This window comes from Paraburkholderia caffeinilytica (assembly GCF_051027425.1).
In the GTDB taxonomy this organism is placed as follows: domain Bacteria; phylum Pseudomonadota; class Gammaproteobacteria; order Burkholderiales; family Burkholderiaceae; genus Paraburkholderia; species Paraburkholderia caffeinilytica_A.
On record NZ_CP186552.1, the window covers coordinates 3,277,714 to 3,301,016 of the forward strand.

The 23,303-nt window shown below is 63.4% G+C and carries 19 protein-coding genes; 6 read left to right on the forward strand and 13 right to left on the reverse strand.

What is annotated here, in order from left to right:
* The 7 genes from ACOSV0_RS14365 to ACOSV0_RS14395 form a co-directional block, all read right to left on the reverse strand.
* Nucleotides 1–753: an ABC transporter ATP-binding protein gene (locus tag ACOSV0_RS14365; protein WP_434106828.1), complete on the reverse strand. Its 753-nt coding sequence runs from the start codon at nucleotides 751–753 to the stop codon at nucleotides 1–3.
* Complete coding sequence (locus ACOSV0_RS14370) at nucleotides 750–2,042, reverse strand: branched-chain amino acid ABC transporter permease (RefSeq protein ID WP_434106829.1); 1,293 nt, start codon at nucleotides 2,040–2,042, stop codon at nucleotides 750–752. The genes ACOSV0_RS14365 and ACOSV0_RS14370 overlap by 4 nt, the downstream gene beginning before the upstream one ends.
* Nucleotides 2,035–2,973, reverse strand: a complete 939-nt coding sequence (locus tag ACOSV0_RS14375; RefSeq protein ID WP_434106831.1) for a branched-chain amino acid ABC transporter permease — start codon at nucleotides 2,971–2,973, stop codon at nucleotides 2,035–2,037. Before ACOSV0_RS14375 ends, ACOSV0_RS14370 begins: the two co-directional genes overlap by 8 nt.
* Nucleotides 2,974–2,977: 4 nt before the next feature.
* A complete protein-coding gene (locus ACOSV0_RS14380) occupies nucleotides 2,978–3,427 on the reverse strand; it encodes an acyl-CoA thioesterase (protein WP_434106832.1) in 450 nt (149 codons plus the stop codon).
* A 3-nt stretch (nucleotides 3,428–3,430) separates the two neighbouring features.
* Nucleotides 3,431–3,961, reverse strand: a complete 531-nt coding sequence (locus ACOSV0_RS14385) for an NUDIX domain-containing protein (protein ID WP_434106833.1) — start codon at nucleotides 3,959–3,961, stop codon at nucleotides 3,431–3,433.
* A 75-nt stretch (nucleotides 3,962–4,036) separates the two neighbouring features.
* On the reverse strand, nucleotides 4,037–5,068 hold the full coding sequence (locus ACOSV0_RS14390) for a threonine aldolase family protein (RefSeq protein WP_434106834.1): 1,032 nt from the start codon (nucleotides 5,066–5,068) through the stop codon (nucleotides 4,037–4,039).
* Between the two features lie 296 nt (nucleotides 5,069–5,364).
* Nucleotides 5,365–6,699, reverse strand: a complete 1,335-nt coding sequence (locus ACOSV0_RS14395; RefSeq protein WP_434106835.1) for a YbfB/YjiJ family MFS transporter — start codon at nucleotides 6,697–6,699, stop codon at nucleotides 5,365–5,367.
* A gap of 118 nt (nucleotides 6,700–6,817) precedes the next feature.
* On the opposite strand from ACOSV0_RS14395, the gene ACOSV0_RS14400 reads away from it, so the two are divergent.
* Complete coding sequence (locus ACOSV0_RS14400; protein WP_434106836.1) at nucleotides 6,818–7,729, forward strand: LysR family transcriptional regulator; 912 nt, start codon at nucleotides 6,818–6,820, stop codon at nucleotides 7,727–7,729.
* A gap of 118 nt (nucleotides 7,730–7,847) precedes the next feature.
* Here ACOSV0_RS14400 and alaS read toward each other — a convergent pair whose 3' ends face one another.
* Nucleotides 7,848–10,472, reverse strand: a complete 2,625-nt coding sequence (gene alaS / locus ACOSV0_RS14405) for an alanine--tRNA ligase (RefSeq protein ID WP_434106837.1) — start codon at nucleotides 10,470–10,472, stop codon at nucleotides 7,848–7,850.
* Nucleotides 10,473–10,951: 479 nt separating this feature from the next.
* Here alaS and ACOSV0_RS14410 point away from each other — a divergent pair, with 479 nt between their 5' ends.
* Nucleotides 10,952–12,172 (forward strand): CaiB/BaiF CoA transferase family protein, encoded by a 1,221-nt coding sequence (locus ACOSV0_RS14410; protein WP_434106838.1) that lies wholly within the window; start codon nucleotides 10,952–10,954, stop codon nucleotides 12,170–12,172.
* 239 nt (nucleotides 12,173–12,411) lie between these two features.
* Here the strand turns inward: ACOSV0_RS14410 and ACOSV0_RS14415 are convergent, their stop codons facing one another.
* Complete coding sequence (locus tag ACOSV0_RS14415) at nucleotides 12,412–12,972, reverse strand: RBBP9/YdeN family alpha/beta hydrolase (RefSeq protein ID WP_434106839.1); 561 nt, start codon at nucleotides 12,970–12,972, stop codon at nucleotides 12,412–12,414.
* Between the two features lie 219 nt (nucleotides 12,973–13,191).
* Entirely contained in the window at nucleotides 13,192–14,955 is a 1,764-nt protein-coding gene (ggt, locus tag ACOSV0_RS14420; protein ID WP_434106840.1) for a gamma-glutamyltransferase, read from the reverse strand.
* A gap of 493 nt (nucleotides 14,956–15,448) precedes the next feature.
* On the opposite strand from ggt, the gene ACOSV0_RS14425 reads away from it, so the two are divergent.
* Nucleotides 15,449–17,158, forward strand: a complete 1,710-nt coding sequence (locus ACOSV0_RS14425; RefSeq protein WP_434106841.1) for a glutamine--tRNA ligase/YqeY domain fusion protein — start codon at nucleotides 15,449–15,451, stop codon at nucleotides 17,156–17,158.
* A gap of 273 nt (nucleotides 17,159–17,431) precedes the next feature.
* Nucleotides 17,432–18,310, forward strand: coding sequence for a transporter substrate-binding domain-containing protein (locus ACOSV0_RS14430; protein ID WP_434110290.1), 879 nt, complete (start codon nucleotides 17,432–17,434; stop codon nucleotides 18,308–18,310).
* A gap of 81 nt (nucleotides 18,311–18,391) precedes the next feature.
* On the opposite strand, the gene ACOSV0_RS14435 is transcribed toward ACOSV0_RS14430, so the two are convergent.
* Nucleotides 18,392–18,841 carry an NUDIX hydrolase gene (locus tag ACOSV0_RS14435; RefSeq protein ID WP_434106842.1) on the reverse strand — a complete coding sequence of 150 codons (450 nt, stop codon included), beginning with the start codon at nucleotides 18,839–18,841 and terminating at the stop codon, nucleotides 18,392–18,394.
* Nucleotides 18,842–18,923: 82 nt separating this feature from the next.
* Nucleotides 18,924–19,313, reverse strand: a complete 390-nt coding sequence (locus tag ACOSV0_RS14440) for an RT0821/Lpp0805 family surface protein (RefSeq protein ID WP_434106843.1) — start codon at nucleotides 19,311–19,313, stop codon at nucleotides 18,924–18,926.
* Between the two features lie 281 nt (nucleotides 19,314–19,594).
* Here ACOSV0_RS14440 and ACOSV0_RS14445 point away from each other — a divergent pair, with 281 nt between their 5' ends.
* A complete protein-coding gene (locus tag ACOSV0_RS14445; protein WP_434106844.1) occupies nucleotides 19,595–19,834 on the forward strand; it encodes a hypothetical protein in 240 nt (79 codons plus the stop codon).
* A 57-nt stretch (nucleotides 19,835–19,891) separates the two neighbouring features.
* Here the strand turns inward: ACOSV0_RS14445 and ACOSV0_RS14450 are convergent, their stop codons facing one another.
* Complete coding sequence (locus ACOSV0_RS14450) at nucleotides 19,892–21,343, reverse strand: cytochrome-c peroxidase (protein ID WP_434106845.1); 1,452 nt, start codon at nucleotides 21,341–21,343, stop codon at nucleotides 19,892–19,894.
* Nucleotides 21,344–21,588: 245 nt separating this feature from the next.
* Here ACOSV0_RS14450 and ACOSV0_RS14455 point away from each other — a divergent pair, with 245 nt between their 5' ends.
* Complete coding sequence (locus ACOSV0_RS14455; RefSeq protein WP_434106846.1) at nucleotides 21,589–23,169, forward strand: acid phosphatase; 1,581 nt, start codon at nucleotides 21,589–21,591, stop codon at nucleotides 23,167–23,169.
* The last annotated feature ends 134 nt before the right edge of the window (nucleotides 23,170–23,303 follow it).

The window sequence follows — 23,303 nt, forward strand, 5'->3', positions numbered from 1 at the left end:
TCATGTGCCGAAGCTGTCGCCAAGATAAGCGGCGCGCACTGCCGCATCCGCACGAATCGCCGCCGGCGTGCCGGTCGCGATGATGCGGCCTTGCACCAGCACTGAGATACGGTCGGCGATCGCGAACACGGCGTCCATGTCGTGCTCGACCATCAGCAACGTGCGGCCCGCGGTGGCCACGCGAATCAGTTCGATAGCGCGCGCGGCTTCGGCGCGGTTCATGCCGGCTGTGGGCTCATCGAGCAGCAAGGTGTGCGCGCCGCCCGCGAGCGCGAGGCCGAGATCGAGCGCACGCTGTTCGGCATAGCTCAGTGCGCCGGCCTGGCTATGCCGGCGCGCATTCAGCCCGACCGCTTCGAGCACCTGCTCGGCGCGCGCATCGACCGTGCGTGAACCGCTGAAACGCTGCCACCAACGCGTACGGTCGCGCTCGCCCAGCATGGCCGCACAGCGCAGGTTGTCGAACACGCTGAGGCGAGCAAACACACTGGTGGTCTGGAAGCTGCGCGCAAGGCCACGGCGTGTAATCGCGGCTGGCGCCAGACGCGTAATCTCCGCGCCGAACAGGTCGATGCGCCCGGCGTTCGGCCGCGCGCCGCCGGCGATCAGATTGAAGAGCGTCGACTTGCCGGCGCCGTTCGGCCCGATCAATGCATGACGCTCGCCTGGCTCGACGGCAAGATCGACGCCGCGCAGAATCTGCGTGGCGCCAAAGCGTTTTTCGATACCGTAGACCGCGAGGGCCGGGATCATCGCGCGTCTCCGGTGACCGGTTGCATGGCGCTTGTCCGCATGGCAAGACGTGCTTGCGCGCGAACCGCGTAGTGTGCTGCGAGTGCCCCAGGCGCCGCCAGCAAAAACACTGCAACGCCAAGCCAAAGATGCGGCGAGGTGGCCCCCAACGGTACGCCGACAAGGTTGAACGCGGCGCCATCGTCCGCGCCGAATTGCACGGCGTAAGCCCACTGCACTGCGAGCACGACGGCCAGCGTCCACAGCACCGCCGAGGCCGCGCCCCACAGATAAGCCTTGCCGCACACGCGCCAGCCGTAGGCGGCAATGCGTGCCGTGTGCCGCTGCACGAAACCCGCCAGTCCGTCCGGCGAGGCCACCACAACCACGATGAAGAACAGCCCGAGATAGAACAGCCACGCCCGCGTAACGCTCGCCACCGCGACGCTGAAAAACGTCAGGACAATCGCACCCGCGACCGGTCCGAAAAACGTCGCCGTGCCGCCGATCACCGTCGCAATCAACACGGCGCCCGAGCGCATCATGCCGACGCTTTCCGTCGATACCAGTTCGACATTGATCAGCCCCAGCGTGCCGGCAATGCCCGCAAAAAACGCCGACATCACCACCACGCCATAGCGGATACGGCGCGGGTAGCAGCCGATCGCCGCGGCGCGCGCCGGGTTGTCGCGCACGGCGTTGGCGAGCCGCATGAAGGGTGTGCGCGACAACACGAACATCGCCACGCTCGCCAGCAGGCACCACAGCGCGATCAGCACATAGGCTTCGCGCGCCGGACCGAAGCTCCAGCTTCCGAATACCGGCCCGCTCGCGCGGTCGATCGGCACGCCGGCCTCACCGCCGAACCAGTCGGGCAGTGTCCACGCGGCCGCCGCGACAAGTTCGCCGATGCCGAGCGTGATCATCGCGAAAGCCGTCCCCGCGCGCCGCGTCGACACGAAACCGAACAGCGCCCCGCACAGCGCGCCGCCGATGCCGCCAATCAACGGCAGCAGCACCAATGGCACACCGATACGGTTGAACACTTGCGCCGCGATGAGCGCGCCGAGCCCGGAATAAGCCGCATGACCGAAGGACAGCAAGCCTGTTTCGCCGAGCAGCAGGTTGTACGAGAGCGCGAACACAATCATCGTCGCGGTCTGCGCGAGATAAGCGAGCAGCCAGCTTTGCGGCCAGATAAAGGGCGGTACGGCGAGAAACAGAACGAGCGCGAGCCATGGCGCGAATCTGCGCAACATCGAGCGCGGCTTGACTGCCGGCACGGCAAACTTTTCGGGCAGCTCACGCATGATCGTCACGCCGGCCGAACAGTCCGCGCGGACGCAGCGCCAGCATCGCGACGAGCAGCAGATAGGGAATCAGCGGCGCGAGTTGCGCCAGCGTCAGCGCGTCCCACTCGGCCGGCAGCGCGCCGCCGAATACCGATGTGATATCGCCCAAGGACACGTCGCTCGCCACCGCGAAGGTCTGCACGCAGCCGACAATCAACGACGCCGCCAGCGCCCCGCTCAACGAACCCAGGCCGCCGATCACGACCACCACGAACACGATCGAGCCGAGCGACTCAGCCATTGCCGGTTCGATCACGAAGAGCGGCGCGCCGATCACGCCGGCCAACGCGGCGAGCGCCGTGCCCGCCGCGAACACGCCAGTGAATACGCGCGGCACGTTGTGGCCGAGCGCCTCGACCGCGCTCGCATGCGTCAGCGCGGCGCGTACGATCAAGCCCGCCTTCGACACGCGCAGCACGGCGTAGAGCACCGCCAGCATCGCCAACGACACGGCCATCATGAAAGCCCGATAGCGGGCAAAGGCGGCGCCGTAGATCGTGAACAGCGGGCCGTCGAGTACGGCGGGAACCGTCGCGCTGAGCGGATTCAAGCCCCAGCCGAGCTTGACCAGTTCGCCAAGCAGATACGCCGCGCCGAAGGTCAGCAGTAACTCCGGGAGATGGCCGTGCACACGCACACGGCGCAGCAGCCAGCGCTCCAACGCTGCGCCAATCAGGCCGACGGCAAGTGGCGCGATCACCAGCGCACTCCAGAAACCCGCATGCGCGGCCACCGAAAAACCGACGTACGCGCCGAGCATGTAGAAGCTCGCATGCGCGAAATTCAGCACGCCGAGCATGCTGAAAATCAGCGTCAAACCTGCCGACAGCATGAACAGCAGCAGGCCATAACTGACACCGTTAAGCAGATTGATGACGAACGACTGCACGCGCCTAATCCGCCTGCACAGCGACGGTGAGCGGTTCGAGCGCCGCGCGCAAATCGGCGGGCAGCGTCACCGGACGACGCGTGACGCGATCCACATACACGTGCACAAAATGACCCTGGGCGGCGGGTTGATCTTCACCTTCCCTGAAGAGACCGACTTCATAACGCACGCTCGAGGTCCCGAGCCGCACCACCCGCAAGCCCGCATCGACCCGATCGGGAAACACCAGCGGTGCGAAGTAATTGCAATGCGTCTCGACCACGAGGCCAATCGTCGCGCCGTGCTCGAAGTCGAGCACACCCGCGCGGATCAGGTACTCGTTCACCACGGTGTCGAAGTAGCTGTAATAGACAACGTTGTTGACGTGGCCGTAGACGTCGTTATCCATCCAGCGTGTGGTGATCGGCAGAAAATGCGGGTAGGCGCTGCGCGTGACGGGTGCGGGCTTGTTCATCGCTTACTGCCCCGGCTTTTCGACGAACTCGAACGGCAAGCCGCGCCGCCGCATCCATTCGCCAAGCGCCTGGCCGGTGCCCGCACGCCAAGGACGCAATTTGGCCGGTTCGATCAGCCGGTATTCGAGCAACTCCGGCGACAGCGCGACCGTTCCATACGCCTTCACGTGATACGCGATGATCAGTTCGTTTTTGCGGATGAATTCGTACACGCCGATCAACTCGACCGTCTCGGTGTGCAGCGAGGTTTCTTCCAGCACTTCGCGGGCAATGCCCTCTTCCGGGGTCTCACCGTTTTCCAGAAAACCGGTGATCAGCGCGAACATGCCTTCCGGCCATGCGGCGTTGCGCGCGAGCAGTATCTTGCCCTCGTACTCGACGATCGCGGCGACCACCGGCAGCGGATTGTTCCAATGGACATAGCCGCATTCCGTATCGGGACAGGTCTGGCGGATCCTGCCGCCTTCGTGTTCGGCATCCGCGCGCTCGACCAAAGGCGTGGCGCAGCGCGGGCAAAATTGGTATTCGGTCATGGCGAGTGGGTCGTCTCTTCTGTTCTGTGTGCAGCTTTGTTCAGCGTTGAATGTCGTGCTGCGGCTGGCGCGGGTTCAGGCCATGCACAAGTCGCGTACTTCCGCGGCGAAACGCTCGACGGTTTCCGGTTGCGTGTCCCAGGCGCACATCAGCCGGCAACCGCCCGCGCCGATGAACTCGTAGAACTTCCAGCCGCGCGCACGCATGGCCTTGGCGGCCTGCGCGGGCAATTGCGCGAAGACCGCGTTCGATTCTCTCGGAAACATGATGCTCACGCCCGGAATTTCCTGCAACCGCGTTTGCAGCAATTCCGCCATCGCGTTCGCATGACACGCGTTGCGCAGCCAGACGTCGTTATCCAGCAGGCCTAGCCACGGTGCGGAGATGAAGCGCATTTTCGAGGCGAGCTGGCCGGCCTGCTTCAGACGGTAAGCGAAATCGTCGGCAAGCGCGCGATCGAAGAACACCACGGCCTCGCCGACCGGCAAGCCGTTCTTGGTGCCGCCAAAGCACAGCACGTCGACGCCCGCACGCCACGTGATCTCGGACGGATGCACGTCGAGCGCCGCGACCGCGTTTGCAAAGCGCGCCCCGTCCATGTGCACTTTCAGATGACGCCGCTTGGCGATCGCCGCGATCGCGCGCACTTCCTCGACCGTGTAGACGGTGCCGACTTCTGTCGATTGGGTCAGCGTGACGACCTTCGGCTTCGGGTAGTGAATATCGGCGCGGCGCGTGACAATCGCTTCGATCGCATCCGGCGTGAGCTTGCCGCCGACGCCCGGCGCCGTCAGCAGCTTCGAGCCGCCGGAAAAGAATTCAGGTCCGCCGCATTCATCCGTTTCGATGTGCGCGAGTTCGTGGCAGATCACCGAGTGGTACGACTGGCACAGCGACGCCAGCGCCAGCGAATTGGCGGCTGTACCGTTGAACACGAAAAACACTTCGCAATCGGTCTGGAACAGATCCCGCAGGCGGTCGCAGACCTGATTGGTCCAGGAGTCGTCGCCGTAAGCGGGTTCGTGGCCGCTGCTGTTGGCGGTAATCAGCGCCTCGAGGGCTTCGGGACAGATGCCGGCGTAGTTGTCGGACGCGAAATGTTGCATGGATGGCGGCGCGCCCGGCGACAGGCGCGCTGAGATGACGGGAAAGCGGTCATTTTAGTGTGCCGGGGAGTTATTTGTTTTTCGGTTCGTTATGGGAGGTTTGCGTGGGCCGACGAGGCTTGCCGTTCGGCTAGGCGCGAAGATCGCCAAGGCTGCGGCTTTCCCGACGCATTGGCGGAGAGGCGCTCCAGATAGGACTCAGCCTGGGTCGAATGGAAAGCCATCCAGCGGCTTTCCCGATGCAGCGCCGGAGAGGCGCTGCGGATAGGACTCAGTCTGCGTCAAATGAAAAGCCGTCAACTGCAGCCGCAATCGGGCATGCGGCCGCGACCTCGCGGCATGTGTGCCACGATGATCAATCCAGCCGCGCCTAGCAGCAGCGCCCCAGCCGCCAGCCACAACGCCGGCGAAAAGGACCCGGTGTGTTCTGCGATCGGCGCCGCCACCAGCGGGCCGACGATCTGGCCGACGCCGTACGCTGCGGTCGCATAGCCCATCAAGCCAGCCGCCTTTTCGCCGCGCAGAAGCCGGGCTTCGCGCATCGCGAACAGGGTAATCGCGGTAAATGGCAGACCGATCAGGATGCTGCCGAGCGAAAAGCCGCCCGCCGTCGGCCAGACGATACCGAGCGCGATACCGGCAGCTTGCAGCACGTAGCAACCGGCGAGCAGCGTGCGGTTGTCCCAATGCACCGGCAGGCGGGCCGCGAGCAACGCTCCGACGATCAAGGCCGCGCCGAACATCGGCCAGAACAGATCGGGCCAGGACGAACCCGGCAGCGCGTGACGCGCGATCACCGGCAGGAACGTCGCGGTGATGATGTAGCCGAAGCCGGGCACGCCGTAGAGCAGGATCAGCCAGAAGGCGTCGGCCCGGTGCGAGGGGCGGGTTTGGCTGGTGGTGGGAGTTTGGCTGGCGACGGGAGTTGGACTTGCGGCGGAATGGCCGGCGGAGGAGCGTTGGTTCGCGTGAGCGGCGGTAGTTGATCCACCCGCCGCGTGCGCCGCACCTCCCGAGGCGGGATCGGTCACGGTCCCGAATACAGACCAAACCATGATCGAAAGTACCGCCGCAATGAGCCCGAAGCCGATCCAACCCGCCGTCGCGCCATAGCCACCCGCAGCACTGACCAGCAAACCCGTCCCGACAATGCCCATACCCGGGCCCGTATAGATCACCCCGCTCCACCCGTGCGCGCCGAGTTCGGCAAGCCGCCGCAAGCCCCACTGCGAGGCGAACACGAAGGTCCATGCGCTAACCGCCCCGGCGACAAAGCGCACGACGGCCCACACCCAGAACTGGCTCGTTACACCCATCGCAAGCGTCAGCAGGACTGTTGCAACCAGCCCCGCGCGCACCATGCGCGCCGGTTCGACCCGCAGCGCAGCGCAGGTGACCGCACCGACGAAATAGCCCGCGTAGTTGAACGACGCAAGCCAGCCGCCGTGCTGGATATCGATCTGAGGCTGACCGAAGGTGCTGCCGTGAAGCATCAGCGGCAACAGCGGCGTGAATGCAAAACGTCCGATACCCAGCACCACGGCCAGGGTGGCCATGCAGGCAAGCGCCGCCTGGCGGGCGGCGTGACGTTCGGTTGGGGTTTCGTGCGTGCTGGAGGCGAGATCGTTCATGAGCAAACCGGAAATGGAATCGCGCCGGCGGTCACCGGCTTCTTCAACCCATATTAGCTTGACCTTTTGATCACGAAAAATGAATAATTAGAATACCAACCATCGCCAGGAGAGATTTATGGATCTGGCCGCCTTGACCATTTTTCGGGCTGTCGTGCGGGAAAACGGTGTGACGCGTGCCGCCGCCAAGCTTAATCGCGTGCAATCGAACGTCACGACCCGCATCAAGCAACTCGAGGAGCAACTCGGCACCGACCTGTTCATCCGCGACGGCCGGCGCCTCGTTTTGACGCCGGCCGGCGAGACGCTGCTGCCCTACGCGGAGCGTCTGCTCGCACTCGCCGACGAGGCGCGTCACGCGGTGCGCGAGGATCGTCCGAGTGGGCGCCTGCGTTTAGGCACGATGGAAAGCGTCGCGGCGACGCGTCTGCCAGGATTGCTCGCGAGCTATCACCAGCGGTGGCCGGATGTCGCACTGGAACTCGAAACCGGCACGACCGGCAAGCTGATCGAGCGGGTCCGCGAATTCGAAGTGGATGCGGCGCTGGTGGCAACGCCGCAGGATCCTGCCGCGCTCGGCGAATTGTTCGAAACGGTGCCGGTTTTTCGCGAAGAACTGGTGATGTTGTCGCCGCGAGGCCATCGGCCGATTCACGAAGTGCGGGATATTGCTTTATCGACGCTGATCGCGTTCGAGCGTGGCTGTGCCTACCGGGCGTACATCGAGAAGTGGTATCTGGAGCATGGCGTGAGGCCGGCTCGCGTTCTGGAACTCGGCTCGTATCATGCGATCGTGGCTTGTGTCGCCGCCGGCGCGGGGGTCGCCGTCGCACCGCGATCCGTGCTCGATCTGCAAACCGATACGCGCAATATCGCCGTTCATGAGCTTCCCGATATTGGCGTAATCGAGACGCTTCTCGTCTGGCGACGCGGGCATTTTTCTTCCGCGCTCAATGCGCTGCGGCAGACGCTTGTGTCGAGGGAAGATGCGGTGGAACTACCTGCCGCTGTGGCGGTGGGCGCTGCTTGAGGCTTGGGGTTTGGGGCGCCAGGTTAGTGCACAGCCGGCACGAGACGGCCAAAAAACAACTTGGGCCATACGGGGCGCCAAAACCACCAGCGCCCCGTATGGCCCAATCAAACCCAAATCAGAGCTGGGCTTCGACCCAACCCTTCACGCCCGCCAACGCTGCCGGCAGATTCGCCGGTTCGGTACCGCCGGCTTGCGCCATGTCCGGCCGCCCACCACCCTTGCCGCCGACTTGCTGGGCAACGAAGTTGACCAGTTCACCGGCCTTGACCTTCTTGCTGGCGTCCGCCGTCACACCGGCGATCAGGCTCACCTTGCCACCCTCGACCGAGGCCAGCACGATCGCCGCGCTCTTCAGCTTGTCCTTCAGCTTGTCGACCGTCTCGCGCAACGTTTTCACGTCAGCGCCCTCGAGCGTTGCAGCCAGCACGTGCACGCCGGCCACTTCGATTGCCTGACCGGCAAGCTCGTCGCCCTGACTCGAAGCCATCTTCGACTTCAGTGCGCTCAGTTCCTTCTCCAGCGACTTGACCTGATCCTGCACCTGCACGATCCGCTGCGTCAGTTCCGACGGCTGCGCCTTCAACACGGCCGCTGCCGCATTGATCCGCGCATCGAGATCCTGCACGAAGCGCACGGCGTTATCACCCGTGATCGCTTCCACGCGGCGGATGCCGGCAGCCACGCCGCCTTCCATCACGATCTTGAAGAGGCCGATGTCGCCCGTGCGATGCACGTGCGTGCCGCCGCACAACTCGCGCGAGAAACCGAGGTCGAGCACGCGCACTTCGTCGCCGTACTTTTCGCCGAACAGCGCCATCGCGCCGCCCTTCACCGCTTCGTCGAACGGCATGACGCGTACGATGCCCGGCGCGTTCGCCAGCACTTCCGCGTTGACGATCGCTTCGACCTGACGGATCTGCTCGTCAGTCATCGGCGCGTTGTGCGCGAAATCGAAACGGGTCTTGTCCGCATCGACCAGCGAACCCTTCTGCTGCACGTGCGAGCCGAGCACTTCGCGCAACGCCTTGTGCATCAGGTGGGTGGCCGAGTGATTGCGCTCGGTGCGGGCACGGCGCACCGCGTCGATTTCCGCCTTCACGACGTCGCCGACCTTCAGCGTGCCCTGCTCCAGCGCGCCGTGATGGCCGACCACGTCCGCCTGTACTTTCAGCGTGTCGGTCACCGCGAAGCGCACGCTCGCGTTCGCCAGCACGCCCTGGTCGCCGACCTGACCGCCCGACTCCGCATAGAACGGCGTGTGATCGAGCACGACGACAGCCTGCTGCCCCTGATTCACTTCCTTCACCGACGCGCCGTCGACATACAGCGCGATCACTTTCGCGTCGTCGAAGATGATTTCTTCGTAGCCGTGGAACGTGGTCTTCGCGCCCGAGTATTCAAGGCCTTGCGCCATCTTGAACTTGCCCGCCGCACGCGCCTGTTCGCGCTGACGCGCCATGGCTTCGTCGAACGCGGCTTCGTCTACCGTTACTTCGCGCTCGCGGCAGACGTCCGCCGTCAGATCGAGCGGGAAACCGTAGGTATCGTGCAGCTTGAACGCGAGTTCGCCGTCGAGCGTCTTGCCGCCCTTCGCTTCCAGATCGGCCAGCGCGCTTTCGAGAATCGACATGCCGTGCTCGATGGTCTCGAAGAAGCGCTCTTCTTCCTGACGCAGCACGTCGGTCACACGTTGTTCCGCGTCCTTCAGTTCCGGATAGGCGCCGCCCATTTGCGCGACGAGGTCCGGCACCATGCGGTGGAAGAACGAACCCTTCTTGCCCAGCTTGTAACCGTGGCGGATCGCGCGGCGCACGATACGGCGCAGCACATAGCCGCGACCTTCATTGCCCGGAATCACACCGTCGACGATCAGGAACGAGCAGGCGCGAATGTGATCGGCGATCACCTTCAGCGAGTTGTTCGTCAGATCGGTCACACCGGTTTCGCGGCCCGCAGCCTTGATGAGCGCCTGGAACAGGTCGATCTCATAGTTGCTGTGCACGTGCTGCAAAACCGCGGCGATACGCTCGAGACCCATACCCGTGTCCACGCACTGCTTGGGCAGCGGCGTCATGTTGCCTTGCGCGTCGCGGCTGAACTGCATGAACACGAGATTCCAGATCTCGATGTAGCGGTCGCCGTCTTCCTCAGGGGACCCCGGCGGGCCGCCCCAGATCTCCGGGCCGTGGTCGTAGAAAATTTCCGAGCACGGGCCGCACGGACCCACGTCGGCCATCTGCCAGAAGTTGTCCGACGCGTAGCGTGCGCCCTTGTTGTCGCCGATGCGGATAATCCGCTCGACCGGCACGCCCACTTCCTTCGCCCAGATGTCGTGCGCTTCGTCGTCTTCCTGATAGACGGTGACCCAGAGCTTGTCTTTAGGCAGCTGGTACACGCCCGTCAGCAACTCCCACGCGTAGTGGATCGCGTCGCGCTTGAAGTAGTCGCCGAACGAGAAATTGCCCAGCATTTCGAAGAACGTGTGGTGACGCGCGGTGTAGCCGACGTTTTCCAGATCGTTGTGCTTGCCGCCGGCGCGCACGCTGCGCTGCGCGGTCGTGGCGCGCGCATACGGACGCGATTCCGCGCCGAGGAACACATCTTTGAACTGCACCATTCCCGAATTGGTAAAGAGCAGTGTCGGGTCGTTGCCGGGTACAAGGCTCGACGAGCGAACGATCGTATGGCCCTTCGATTCGAAGAACTTGAGGAATTTCTCGCGGATTTCGGCGGCTTTCATAGCGTGCGGGGGACGGGTTTGCCAGTTCCCTGGCTGTTACCGGCGGCATCATGGAGATGCGCCAACTGTTTGTTTCTTAAACGACTGATTATACGGGATCGGCGACCCTGCGCGGTGGCGGCCCTGCCCCGCCCTGGTCCCAGTAGCCATTCGGCCAGGTTTGGCCGGGTTTGGCCTCGTTTGACCCGGTGGCGCGCGACACGGCAAGACGCGCCACACGTCCTATGCCGTTCGGCTGACTGCGCGGGCGCGCGGGAATCGCTTAAGATTGCCCACATTCGCGGCGACATGCGCGCCGCGTCACCACCCACAAATCTTGTATGGGACCGGGGTAACACGCCGCCGCGCGAACGCTGGCCGACCGCTTTGCATGGGGCTCAAGTAAGCGCTAAAGCGCTAACTCGGGCCGACCGCTTTGCATGGGACCGGAGTAAGCGCTAAAGCGCTAACTCCGGTCGACAAAGGAGACATTGAAGAATATGGGCGCTCTCAGTCATATCCGCGTGCTGGATCTCACACGCGTGCTCGCTGGACCCTGGTGCGCGCAGACGCTCGCCGATTTCGGCGCCGACGTCATCAAGATCGAACGGCCTGAAGTGGGCGACGACACGCGCCACTGGGGGCCGCCGTACCTGAAAACGCCGGAAGGCGCCGACACACGCGAGGCCGCCTATTACCTTGCCGCGAATCGGAACAAGCGCTCGGTCACCGTCGATATCGCTTCGCCCGAAGGTCAGCGGATCATCCGCGAACTGGCGGCGCAAAGCGACGTGGTGCTGGAGAACTACAAGGTCGGGCAGTTGAAGAAGTACGGCCTCGACTATGCGTCGCTCAAGGAAGTGAAGCCCGATCTGATCTACTGCTCGGTGACCGGCTTCGGGCAAACCGGGCCGTATGCGCAGCGCGCCGGCTACGACTTCATCGTGCAAGGCATCGGCGGCTTCATGAGCATTACCGGCGAGCGTGACGGCCAGCCGGGCGGCGGTCCGCAAAAGGCCGGCGTGGCGATTGCCGACCTGATGACCGGCATGTATTCGACCATCGCCGTGCTCACGGCGCTCACGCACCGCGACCGAACGGGCGAAGGTCAATACATCGACATGGCGCTGCTCGATGTGCAGGTGGCCATGCTGGCCAACATGAATTCGAATTATCTGGCGAGCGGCCAGCCGCCCGTGCGTTGGGGCAATGCGCATCCGAACATCGTGCCCTATCAGACCTTCCAGACCAGCGACGGCTGGATCATCGTCGCCGTCGGCAACGACGGGCAGTTCCGCAAGTTCGTCGAGGCAGGCGGCCGCTCCGAACTCGCCAACGACGAGCGATTCGCCACCAATCCGGCGCGTGTGCGCCATCGCGATATTCTCGTGCCGATCCTTGCCGACATGGTGCGTCTGCAGGGCAAGCAGCAATGGATTGCCGCCCTGGAAGCGGCCGGTGTGCCGTGCGGGCCGATCAACGACCTGGGCGAAGTGTTCGAGAACGAGCAGGTGGTGGCGCGCGGCATGCGGGTCGATCTGCCGCATCCGTCGGGCGGCATCGTCAAACTGGTGCGCAATCCGATCAATATGACCGGCACGCCGCCTGAGGCGCTGTCCCATCCGCCGACGCTCGGCGAGCACACCGACAGCATCCTGCGCGATGTGCTGGGTTATGACGAGGCCAGGATTGCGGCGTTGCGGGACCAATCGGTGATTTGAGGCCGGCTGCATTGCGGCCGGGTGATTTGAGGCCGGCTAAGCTGGCGGCGTGGTGGCGGTTTTCAGCGAAGCTGGCGACGGTGCCAGCTCACTCGCCGCCCGGCTGTGCCGGCGAACCGGCCGCCCTCGCCTCGAGGATCCGCCGGCAAATCGGCCCCTACAATCGGCCCCTGCATCGAAAACGAGACATAGCGCGGTGTCGGCGCCGAACACCGGCCGAATCAGCGCCGATGAAGCCATCACCGCCGCTCGCCTAACGACGCCAGCCAGCGCCGTCCCTCCGCCCAATCGCCGAGGCCGCTGTCGGCATTGATATGGCCGCGCGGCCCGATATCGATCCAGCGGCTGCCCCACGCGCCCGCACACGTCTGCGAAAACGGCACGCCGCCGTATGGATCGTCGCTACTCGACACGACGATGCTCGCGAACGGCAGGCGTGCCAGTGGCACCGGCGCAAAGCCGCTGGCGTCCCGCGGAAAATGCGCCTCGGCGGGATCGGGTACGGCCACCAGTAATGCACCGGCCACTTTGGCCAACTGCCCGGCGCTCGCGTACTGCGACGCCCAGAAGGCGGTCGTCAGGCAGCCAAGGCTGTGCGCGGCGAATATCACGGGCGAGTCGGCTGCGGCCACGGCGGCGTCGAGCGTACGGCACCACGCGTCGCGCGTCACATGATCCCAGTCCGGCATCTGCACGCGTGTGAAGGCGGGATCGAGCGCTTCCCAGCGCGTCTGCCAGTGCCCCGCGCCGGAATTCTGGTATCCCGGCAGCACGAGTACGTTTAGTTTTTGTTCGTTCATTGCCTTCCCCGTCGCAGTTCGTTTTTCAGATACGTTTTCGCGATATGTTTCCACGGTTCGCGTCCGCAATTGTCGCTTCGATTCGCTTCCGCAGTGCGCTTCTGCAGTGCGCTTCTTCAATGCGCTTCTTCAATGCGCTTCTTCAATGCGCTTCTGCGGTCCGCTTCCGCAGCCCGCCTCCGCAATCATTCACTTCGCCCGGCCGAAGCCGCGCTTGCTTCACTGCATCACGCGCCCCACACCCACGCCGCGCGGATCGGCAGCCGGCTCGGGCGTCGTGCCTTCGACGCGGATCATCTGCACGTCGCCATTGAACGACTGCCCTTCCAGCGTGTAACCCCTGGCTTTCAGCTGATCGGCCAGCTCGCCCGTGACCGGATGATACGGCTCAAAATAAATCGTCTTCGGCGGCAGCAACTGATGGTGGAATCGCATCGCGGCCAACGCGTCGGTGGGCGTCATGTTGAAATCGTACAGGTCGGTCATCACCTGGAAAATCGACGTCAGGATACGCGAGCCGCCGGGCGTGCCGATCACGAGCGACACCTTGTTGTCCTTCAACAGGATGGTCGGCGTCATCGACGAAAGCGGCCGGCGTCCCGGCGCGACCGTGTTCAGGTCATCGGTCGCTGCACCCGGCGCGCCAACGGCTACCGGCTTGGTGACGAAATCGTCCATGGCATCGTTGAGCATGAAGCCACCGCCGTCCACCACCACACCGGAACCGAACGAGCCGTTCAGCGTGTAGGTATTCGACACGGCATTGCCCCACTTGTCGACCACCGAAAAATGCGTGGTCTGCGCTTTTTCCGGCGGCGCGTCGCCAAGGCCGCCTTTGACAGGCACGGCGCCCGGCACTTCGTCGGGTTTCACTTCGTCGGCGCGTTGCGCGAGGTAGGCGTCGTCGGTCAGTTTGTCGGCCGGCACCTTGTACGAATCGGGGTCGCCGATATATTGCTGGCGATCGGCGAACACGCGGTCCTCGATCTGCGCGATCAGATGGATATACGGCACGGAATTCAGCTCGATACCGTCGAACGCCTGCTTCAGATCGGCTTTCATCTTCAGCATCTGGATCAGCCCGATACCGCCCGAGCTCGGCGGCGGCGCGGTCACGATCTGGTAGCCGTTCCAATCGGCGGTGAGCGGCTGGCGCCACACGGCCTTGTATTGAATCAGGTCCTGCTTCGTGACCAGACCGTGGCCATACATTTGCTGAGCAATCAGATCCGCGGTGCGGCCTTCGTAGAACTCACGGCCGCCATCGCTGGCAATGCGCGAGAGGGTTTGCGCGAGTTCAGGCTGACGGTACATCGCGCCGGCCTTCAAGGTCGAGAAGTAGGCATTGAAATTGGTCTTGCCGGCGAAATTCTTCGCCGCCGCGTCGCGGCGCTGCTGCAACCATGGCTCGACCTGGAAGCCGTCCGTGGCATATCGGATGGCGGGCGCCAGCACCTGTTTCCACTTCAGCTTGCCGAAGCGCTGCTGCGCTTCCCACATGCCTTCGACCGTGCCCGGCACACCCACCGCGCGATGACCGACGAGGCTCATACCCGGCACGAGGTTGCCTTTATCGTCGAGGTACATGTCGCGGGTCGCCTGTTGCGGCGCGCGCTCGCGGTAGTCGAGAAAATACGGCTTGCCGTCCATGAACACCGTCATGAACCCTCCGCCGCCGATGTTCCCCGCATCCGGACAGGTCACGGCCAGCGTGAAGGCGATCGCCACCGCGGCGTCCACCGCGTTGCCGCCGGCGGCGAAGATCTGCTGTGCGGTGTCGGCGCTGTAGCGATCCGGCACGGCCACCGCCGACGCGTCCAGCACGGCCTTTGGCGGCGGCGTTTTCGCGAGCGCGGAGGCCGGCGCGATGAAACTGCCGGCGAGCGCGCCGAACATGGCCGCGGCCATCACGATCCGGGTGAGAGACAAGGAGGCGAAAGAGGCAAAAGACGCGCGAGGCGCGTCATGCGAGGGGATGGACATCCGAGAAACTCCGGGAACTAAGGACGTCATGTTGCATGAACGGAAAGCGTCGATGCAAGACGATGCGATGGGCGAGACGGCCTGCTGGGCCCACTGGGCCAGTTGCGCTGCAGGCGGGTTGCACGGCCGGGCGCGAGCGGCGCAATCCGGCAGATTGAGCACGGCACGGGTGGGTAGCGTGGCCGGTTCGTCCGCGCCACACGGGCGCAAAGCGGCGCCAGGAAAACAAAGGGCACATTGCTGCCAGTACGCAAAGGTGGAGAGTGCGCCGCCCGCATCCTAAGTCGCCGGCGTACCCACCAACAAACCGTTTTACCTCCTGTTACAGCACCTTAAACGCAGCTTGCAGGAGTCCTTCCCGGCCCCAAAAAGCAGCCGAAACCGCTCAAACGTTGGCTGCGCGCCGCACTCGCCTGCCGCGAGCGGACTCGTCAGGTAGAATTGACACATAAGTGGGCGCATTGCGCGCCCCGACCGACTTTCACCTTCTCGCATGAATACCGAACGCAACGACGCGCCAGCGGCATCCAATTTCATCCGCAATACCATTGACGAAGACAACCGCACCGGCAAGTGGGGCCAGCGCGTCGAAACGCGCTTTCCGCCTGAGCCGAATGGCTACCTGCACATTGGTCACGCCAAGAGCATCTGTCTGAATTTCGGCGTGGCGCGCAGCTACGGCGGCGTGTGCCATCTGCGCTTCGACGATACGAATCCGGAAAAGGAAAGCGTCGAGTACGTCGACTCGATCGTCGACTCCGTGCGTTGGCTCGGTTTCGAATGGGAAAAAGGCGGCAAGGAGCAGCTCTACTTCGCGAGCGACTACTACGACAAGCTGTACGAGTTCGCCGAACTGCTGATCGAGCGCGGCAAAGCATATGTGGACAGCCAGTCGGCTGAAGAAATGCGCGCGAACCGCGGCTCGGCCTCCGAGGTCGGCACGCCGTCGCGCTTCCGCGACCGCTCGGTGCAGGAGAACCTCGACCTGTTCCGCCGCATGAAAGCCGGCGAGTTCAAGGAAGGCGAGCATGTGCTGCGCGCGAAGATCGACATGTCGTCGCCGAACTTCAACATGCGCGACCCGGTCATTTACCGCATCCGCTTTGCGCACCATTACCGCACCGGCGACACATGGTGCGTGTACCCGATGTACGACTACACGCACTGCATCTCGGACGCGTTGGAAAACATCACGCATTCGCTGTGCACGCTCGAGTTCGAAGACCACCGTCCGCTGTACGACTGGATTCTGAACGAGCTGGCCGAGGCCGGAATCTTCACGCGCCCGCTGCCGCAACAAATCGAGTTTTCGCGCCTGAACCTGACCTATGCGATCACCAGCAAGCGCAAACTGCTGCAACTGGTGACCGAAGGCCACGTCGATGGTTGGGACGATCCGCGTATGCCGACCATTGTCGGTGTGCGCCGCCGCGGCTTCACGCCGGAATCGATCCAGCTGTTCTGCGAGCGTATTGGCGTCACCAAGGTCGATTCGTGGATCGACATGAGCGTGTTCGAAGGCGCGCTGCGCGACGATCTGGACGAAAAGGCGCCGCGCACCGCGGCCGTGCTCGATCCGGTCAAGCTGATCATCGACAACTTCCCTGAAGGCGTGACCGAGCCGTGCAGCGCGCCGGTTCACCCGCATCATCCGGAACAGGGCGTGCGCGAGTTTCCGATCTCGCGCGAACTGTGGATCGAACGCGACGACTTCACCGAGACACCGCCGAAAGGCTACTTCCGCCTGTTCCCGGGCAACAAGGTGCGCCTGCGCTACGGCTATGTGATCGAATGCACCGGCGCGGACAAGGACGAGAACGGCAACATCGTCGCGGTCCACTGCAACTACTTCCCGGACAGCAAATCGGGCACGGAAGGCGCGAACACCTATAAGGTCAAGGGCAACATTCACTGGGTCAGCGCGGCAGGCGCGGTGCCGGCTGAAGTGCGCATCTACGACCGTCTGTTCAAGGAACCGCAACCGGACGCCGGTGGCCGCGACTTCCTCGAAGCGCTGAATCCGGATTCGAAGCGCGTGGTCAACGCCTACCTGGAACCGGGCGCGCGCGACGCGTTGCCGGAACAGCGCTATCAGTTCGAGCGCCATGGCTATTTTGTCGCCGACCGCGTCGATTCGAAACCGGGTAAGCCCGTGTTCAATCGCATCGTCAGTTTGCGCGACAGTTGGGGCAAGCCGGCGTAAACTGGAGCGACTACAGCGCGAAGCGCATCTGAAGTTGAATACGGCGTGCATTTCGTGAGCGGGATGCACGCCGTTTTTATTGCATCATGTTCCATCGACAAGTGACGGCGCGGCATACATGCACGCGCCAGTTCAGGAGACCCGATGAAAGTTGCAGCCCGCCGCGGGGCCAGTGCATGGGGCTCGGCACGAGGTGCGCGCCACACGTGTACTGTTCGTGCTCCGTACATCACCCACGCCCTGCGCGTCGCACAAAGCGTGCGTAACGCACTCATGGCGCTGGTCGCATTCGGCGCGGCAGTGTTCGCCTGCCCCGCCCATGCGGAAGAGCTCACCGGCACGCTGAAGAAAATCCACGACGACGGCGTGGTCGTACTTGGTGTGCGTGAAGCGTCGATTCCCTTTTCATACTTCGACGGCACACACACGGTCGGCTATTCGCAGACCATCGCGCTGCAGATCGTCGACGAAATCAAGAAAACGCTCGGTCTGCCGCAACTGAAAATACACGAAATCACCGTGACCTCGTCGAATCGCACGCCCATGCTGCTGAACAATCAGATCGATCTGGAATGCGGCTCGACCACCCATACGGTGGAACGCGAAAACGTGGCCGCCTTCTCGGACAGCTTCTTTCAGTACGCAGTGCGCATGCTTGCCCGCAAGAACAGCGGCATCACGGATTTTCCGGACCTGGCCGGCAAGACGGTCGTGACAACCGCGGGTACCTCCGACGAACGCCTGCTGCGCCGCCTTAACACAGAAAAACATCTGAACATGCGTATCACGAGCGCACGCGACCATCCGGAAGCATTCGCCGCGCTCAAGGAAGACCGGGCAGTGGCCTTCGTGATGGACGAGCCGATCGTGTACGGTTTCAGGTCGACCGACCCGCATCCTGAAGACTTCGTGGTGACCGGCACGCCGCTCGGCTACGAGGTTTACGCCTGCATGTTTCGCAAGGGCGACGAGCCGTTCCGCATGCTCGTGAACAGCGTGATCGCACGCGGCCAGACTGCCGGCGACGCGGAACGTCTGTACAACCAGTGGTTCACGCAGCCGATTCCGCCGCACGGCATTAATCTGAATTTTCCGCTGTCGGAACAGAACCGCACGCTATTCGCGCATCCGAACGATCACGCACTCGACTGAATGCGTGATGTCGCCGCGCGGATGCCCATGCTTTTGCCGCGGGCGCTTAACAGCAAAAAACAAAAAGCCGCAAGTCCGCCACTATAACGTTCGATGCAGTTCCGCGAGCGAAAGCGTGGTCTGAAAGAGCCGGGTGAGACTGCGGCTCGCGTATCGCTCCACTTCGTCCGGCGCGGCCCAGCGGTAGGCGTCCATTTCGGGAATCAGCGTGCCGTCGGAGCGGCGCGGAAAGAGCGACGTGCAGGTGCACCCCGTCAGGTCGAGTTCGTCGGCCGTTGCACGTGCCGCGAACAGATGCAGATCTTTGTCGCGCCGGTAGACGAATAGTCCGAGATCCTTCAAACGCTCGGGTTCGATCACGATGCCGGTCTCCTCGACCATCTCGCGCAACGCCGTGACGTGAGGCGCCTCGCCCTCTTCGCCGTGCCCTTTTGGAACGTCCCAGTGAGAGGTTTCGGTGGCGTGCGCGAGCAATACCCGACCGTCCGGGTCGAGCAGTACGACACCGCACGAGACGACCCGCGCGCTCATCGCCACATCGCGCCGCAAGGGCGCACGGCTTCAGGCCGCACCGACCGCAAGCCGGTGCCCGTCGTCATACTGGCCCGCATGCTCAGTGCTTTTTCTGCAGTTGCCAGTTGCCGCTGCCCTGTTTGCAGAACTGCGGACGCAGGTTCATCGACTGCCCTTTCGCATTCAGCACGACACCGACGTCGCGGCAGGTGCGCTCGCCGTCCTTCGCGGTACTGGCGACGGTGATCGTTGCGTCGATCTTGACGCTGTTGCCGGTGCCTTCGTTGACCCAGCTCGCGCTTTCGCCGTCCTGCTTGTCATTCAAGGCGGTGACGACGGCATTCCTGATCGAATCGACATCGCGCTGCTTCATGTAGCTGATCGGCGTGTCGCTCAGAAAACCGAGGTTGGCCGCTTGCGCGCCGACGGCGCCGCCAAGCAGCAGACCACTGACGGTCAGATGAAACAGGGCACGGGTTCGCATCGACATGAAGGGTTCTCCTCGAAGAGTAGTTCGGCGGTCTCGAGTGCGCTCGCAGCGGCTCGTGATCTGGACCCCAAAAGCATAGCATGTCGCCCCCAAAGTGACCGCCTCGATACGGTCCCGCAGCGGCTCGCAGCATCGTGCAGCGTTCGCATCTCGCCTCGCGGGAACGAATTGCCACGACGGCTGCGCGTCATTTTAAGACGCGTCTCATATCGACTGATGAAACGTCTTCTTAATATAGGTCTATTGCGCTGCGGCGCTGAACAAGTTTTCAACGTCTCCTTATGGACATCTCGTTTGCCCTCGAAACCTTTGCCGTCACGCTCGCGCTGTTTTGCGTCGCGCTCGTGCCGTTCGCCGTCAGTTGCGATCCCGGTTTCGCGCGGCGCATCGTGCAAATGGATAGCCTCCCGCGCGCACGCTGGCCGAATCTGCTGACACGCGCCGGCTTTGGGTGTCTCCTGATGTCGTTTGCACTGCTGCTGGCCGGCTGCTATTGCATCCTTGCCGGCGCAGGCATCTGACTACGTTCGTAGCACCACCTGCCGCCTAAGCCGACCGTCGCAACCGTGGTCCGGTGATCAATTCGCGGCCACGGTCTTTGCCGCGCTTTTCCCCGCTTCATCTCCCGCTTTATACCCATCCGTGAGCGTATTCAAAAACGCCACCACGTCCTTGATTTCGGCCTCGTCGAGCGCCGGCTTGTCGCCCGGTTTGCGATCGAACGGCGGCTCGGTATTCAGATTGACCCAGTAACGCTGCGGCAGATCGTCGAACTTCTGCACTTTGCCCTTCGAGACCGGATAGAACTTTTCCGGATTCGTGTCGCGCTGCGCATAAAAACGCACCGCCTGATCCAGCGAATGGTAAATGCCGTTGTGGAAAAAACTTTTCTTCAACGCGACATTGCGCAGCGTCGGCGTGCGGAAGATGCCGCAAAACTCGGCGCGGCCCTTCAGGTCGGTACGCTCCGGTCCGCATGCGCCAAGGTCGTAGAAATGCGGATCGCGATTCACCGCCAGCGCGCGGTTACGCGGCACGCCGATCGCAATCAGACCGAAGTCGCTGAACTGCGGCGGCGCGCCGTCCATGGTGCGCTGGCTGATGTGGCAGCTCGCGCAATTGCCCTTCTTTTCGTCGTTAAAGAGTTGCAGACCGTGGAGTTCGGCCTTGGTCAGTTGTGCTTTGCCCGCCAGATACGCGTCGTACTTGCTGGTGTACGGGTAGAAAAGCTCGGGCGTCTGCTCGAAAGTTTCCAGCGCTTGCAGCACGGCTTTGAAGGTGGCGTCGTCGTTATCGAAAATATGCTCGCCGAATGCCACACGGAAAGCGTCGGCATACGGCGCGGCCTTCACCGCCGCCGTGACCTTCGCCGGCGAGCTGCCCATTTCGAACGACGACAGCAACGGAATACGCGCCTGGTCCGAACCGCGGTCGACGCGGCCGTCCCACGTCAAGCCGCCGGTCGGCCCGGCATCCACGCTTTCATCGCCTTCGTCGTCCGACTCGTGATAGTGCTCGGCGAATGCCGGCACCGATTGCAAATATTTGAGCGTCGGCGCGGCGCGCATGCCGGTACGGTGCATGTCGTTGCCGCCCAGTTGGACCGACAGCGCATTCGCCGGCGCAAAGCCGTGATCGGGACTATGGCACGACGCGCACGCCAGCTTGCCCGAGCCGGACAGCGACGCGTCGAAAAACAACTGCTTGCCCAGCGCCGTCATCTGCCGCACGGATTCGTAGACTTGCGCGCGGGTCTGGCCGGCTTCATGGGCGGCCGCTTTAACGGTCGACTCCGCCATGGGTCCTGACGCAGACGACGCATTCGCTTGAGACTCGGCTCCCGCGTTGCCGCTGGCGCTCATATCCTTCCTGGCATTCACTTGCGCCTGGCCGTTTGCCTCTGCCTTGCCGCCCGCTGCCGGCGAGCCTGCATCGCACGCCGAGAGGCCGATGGTCATCGCCGCGAGTGCCAGCACCGCGCTAATACCTGCCGGCCCCGCGCGCCGCCACGCCGGCAGCCGAACCGCCATTTTCAGAATCCCCGTGAGACCAGGCCGCATATGAATGATGTGAGTTTGCGATATTGAAGTCCGCGAGCGTATTTCATCGACATGTCGATTAAATGACATACAGCCGACAGAAATATCCAAACCAAGGCAATTTGTAATTAATTACATCTTTCTGTCAAATTCATTCCCCAAACTTTCGCTTGCGGCCATCCGTGTAATCAAGGCACGCGGCCCGTCCCCAACGCGAGAGAGAGAACACATACCAAATGAACAAAAAACTGATCTGCGCGACGCCTATCGCGATCGCAGCAGCGTTGAGTCTGTATGCGTGCGGCGGCGACAATGTCACTGCACCACCGGACATCACGTCAATCAAGACGGTCGTGGTGATCTATGCGGAGAATCGCAGCTTCGACAATCTCTACGGCAATTTCCCGGGCGCTAACGGTCTGCAGAACGTGACGGCGGCAAGCGCCACGCAGGTCGACCGCGATGGCACCGCGCTCGCGACGTTGCCGCAAGTGTGGAACGGCCTGACGCAAACCGGTGTGACGCCGGTGGTCACGCAGGCGATGACGGCGAACCTGCCGAACAGCCCGTTCGCCATCGACGACCCGAAGGGTTTCAACACGCCGATCACGGCCACGACGCGCGATCTGTATCACCGCTTCTATGAAAACCAGATGCAGATCAATGGCGGCAAGAACGACAAGTTCGCCGCATGGGCGGATTCGGGCGGCCTCGTCATGGGCCACTACACGCTCGACGCCGACAAGCTGCCCTTGTGGAAGATCGCCCAGCAATACACGCTGGCCGACAACTTCTTCATGGGCGCATTCGGCGGCTCGTTCCTGAATCACCAGTGGCTGGTTTGCGCGTGCACGCCGACTTATCCGAACGCGGACAAGAGCCCGGCAGCGGGCTCGATCTCATCGGTTGAAAGCGACGGCGTCACGCTGAAGCTTGCGACCAACTCGCCGGCGTCGGCGCTGAGCGGGCCGCCGAAATTCGTGCTCTCGGGCAACCTCACGCCTGACTTCTACGCGATCAACACGATGCAGCCGCCGTATCAGCCGAGCGGCAACAAGGCGGCTTCGGGCGGCGACGCGAATCTCGCCGATCCGACCCAGGCCACCACGCTGCCGGCGCAAACGCAGCAGCACATCGGCGATCTGCTGAACAACGCGAAGGTGTCGTGGGCGTGGTACGGCGGCGCGTGGGGCGCGGCGGTGTCGGCGGCGCAAAATGGCACGTCGAACGTGATCTACGGCGCGAATCTGACGGCGCCGAACTTCCAGCCGCATCACCAGCCGCTCAACTACTTCGCCGATCTCGCACCGGGCTCCGCGAACCGGTCGCAGCATCTGCTCGACGGCGGTCTGGCAGGCTCCGAGTTCATCAAGGCAATCGATGCCGGCACGTTGCCGCAAGTATCGTTCTACAAGCCGCAGGGCAACCTGAACGAGCACGCGGGTTACACCGACGTCGCCTCAGGCGATCAGCACATTGCCGACGTGATCTCGCATCTGCAAAAAAGCCCGCAGTGGAACAACATGCTGGTGGTCGTGACGTACGACGAAAACGGCGGCTTCTGGGATCACGTGGCGCCGCCGAAGGCCGACCGCTGGGGTCCGGGCACGCGGATTCCGGCGTTGATCATCTCGCCGTACGCGAAGAAGGGTTTCGTCGATCACACGCAGTACGACACGACGTCGATTCTGCGTTTCATCACGCACCGCTTCTCGCTGCCGACGCTGCCGGGCATCGCCGCGCGTGATGCCGCGCTGGTCAGCAACGGCAGCAAGCCGATGGGCGACCTGACGGCCGCGTTGAATATCAGGCAGTAAGCGGCAGGGAATGCGTTCAGCGATGAGCGGACGTTAACCAACGCTCAGCAAGTGACGCGCGAGGTTAACCAGACCGCGGACTAACCGGACCACGGTCTGCGGTCTGCGGTCTGCGGTCTGCGGTCTGCGGTCTG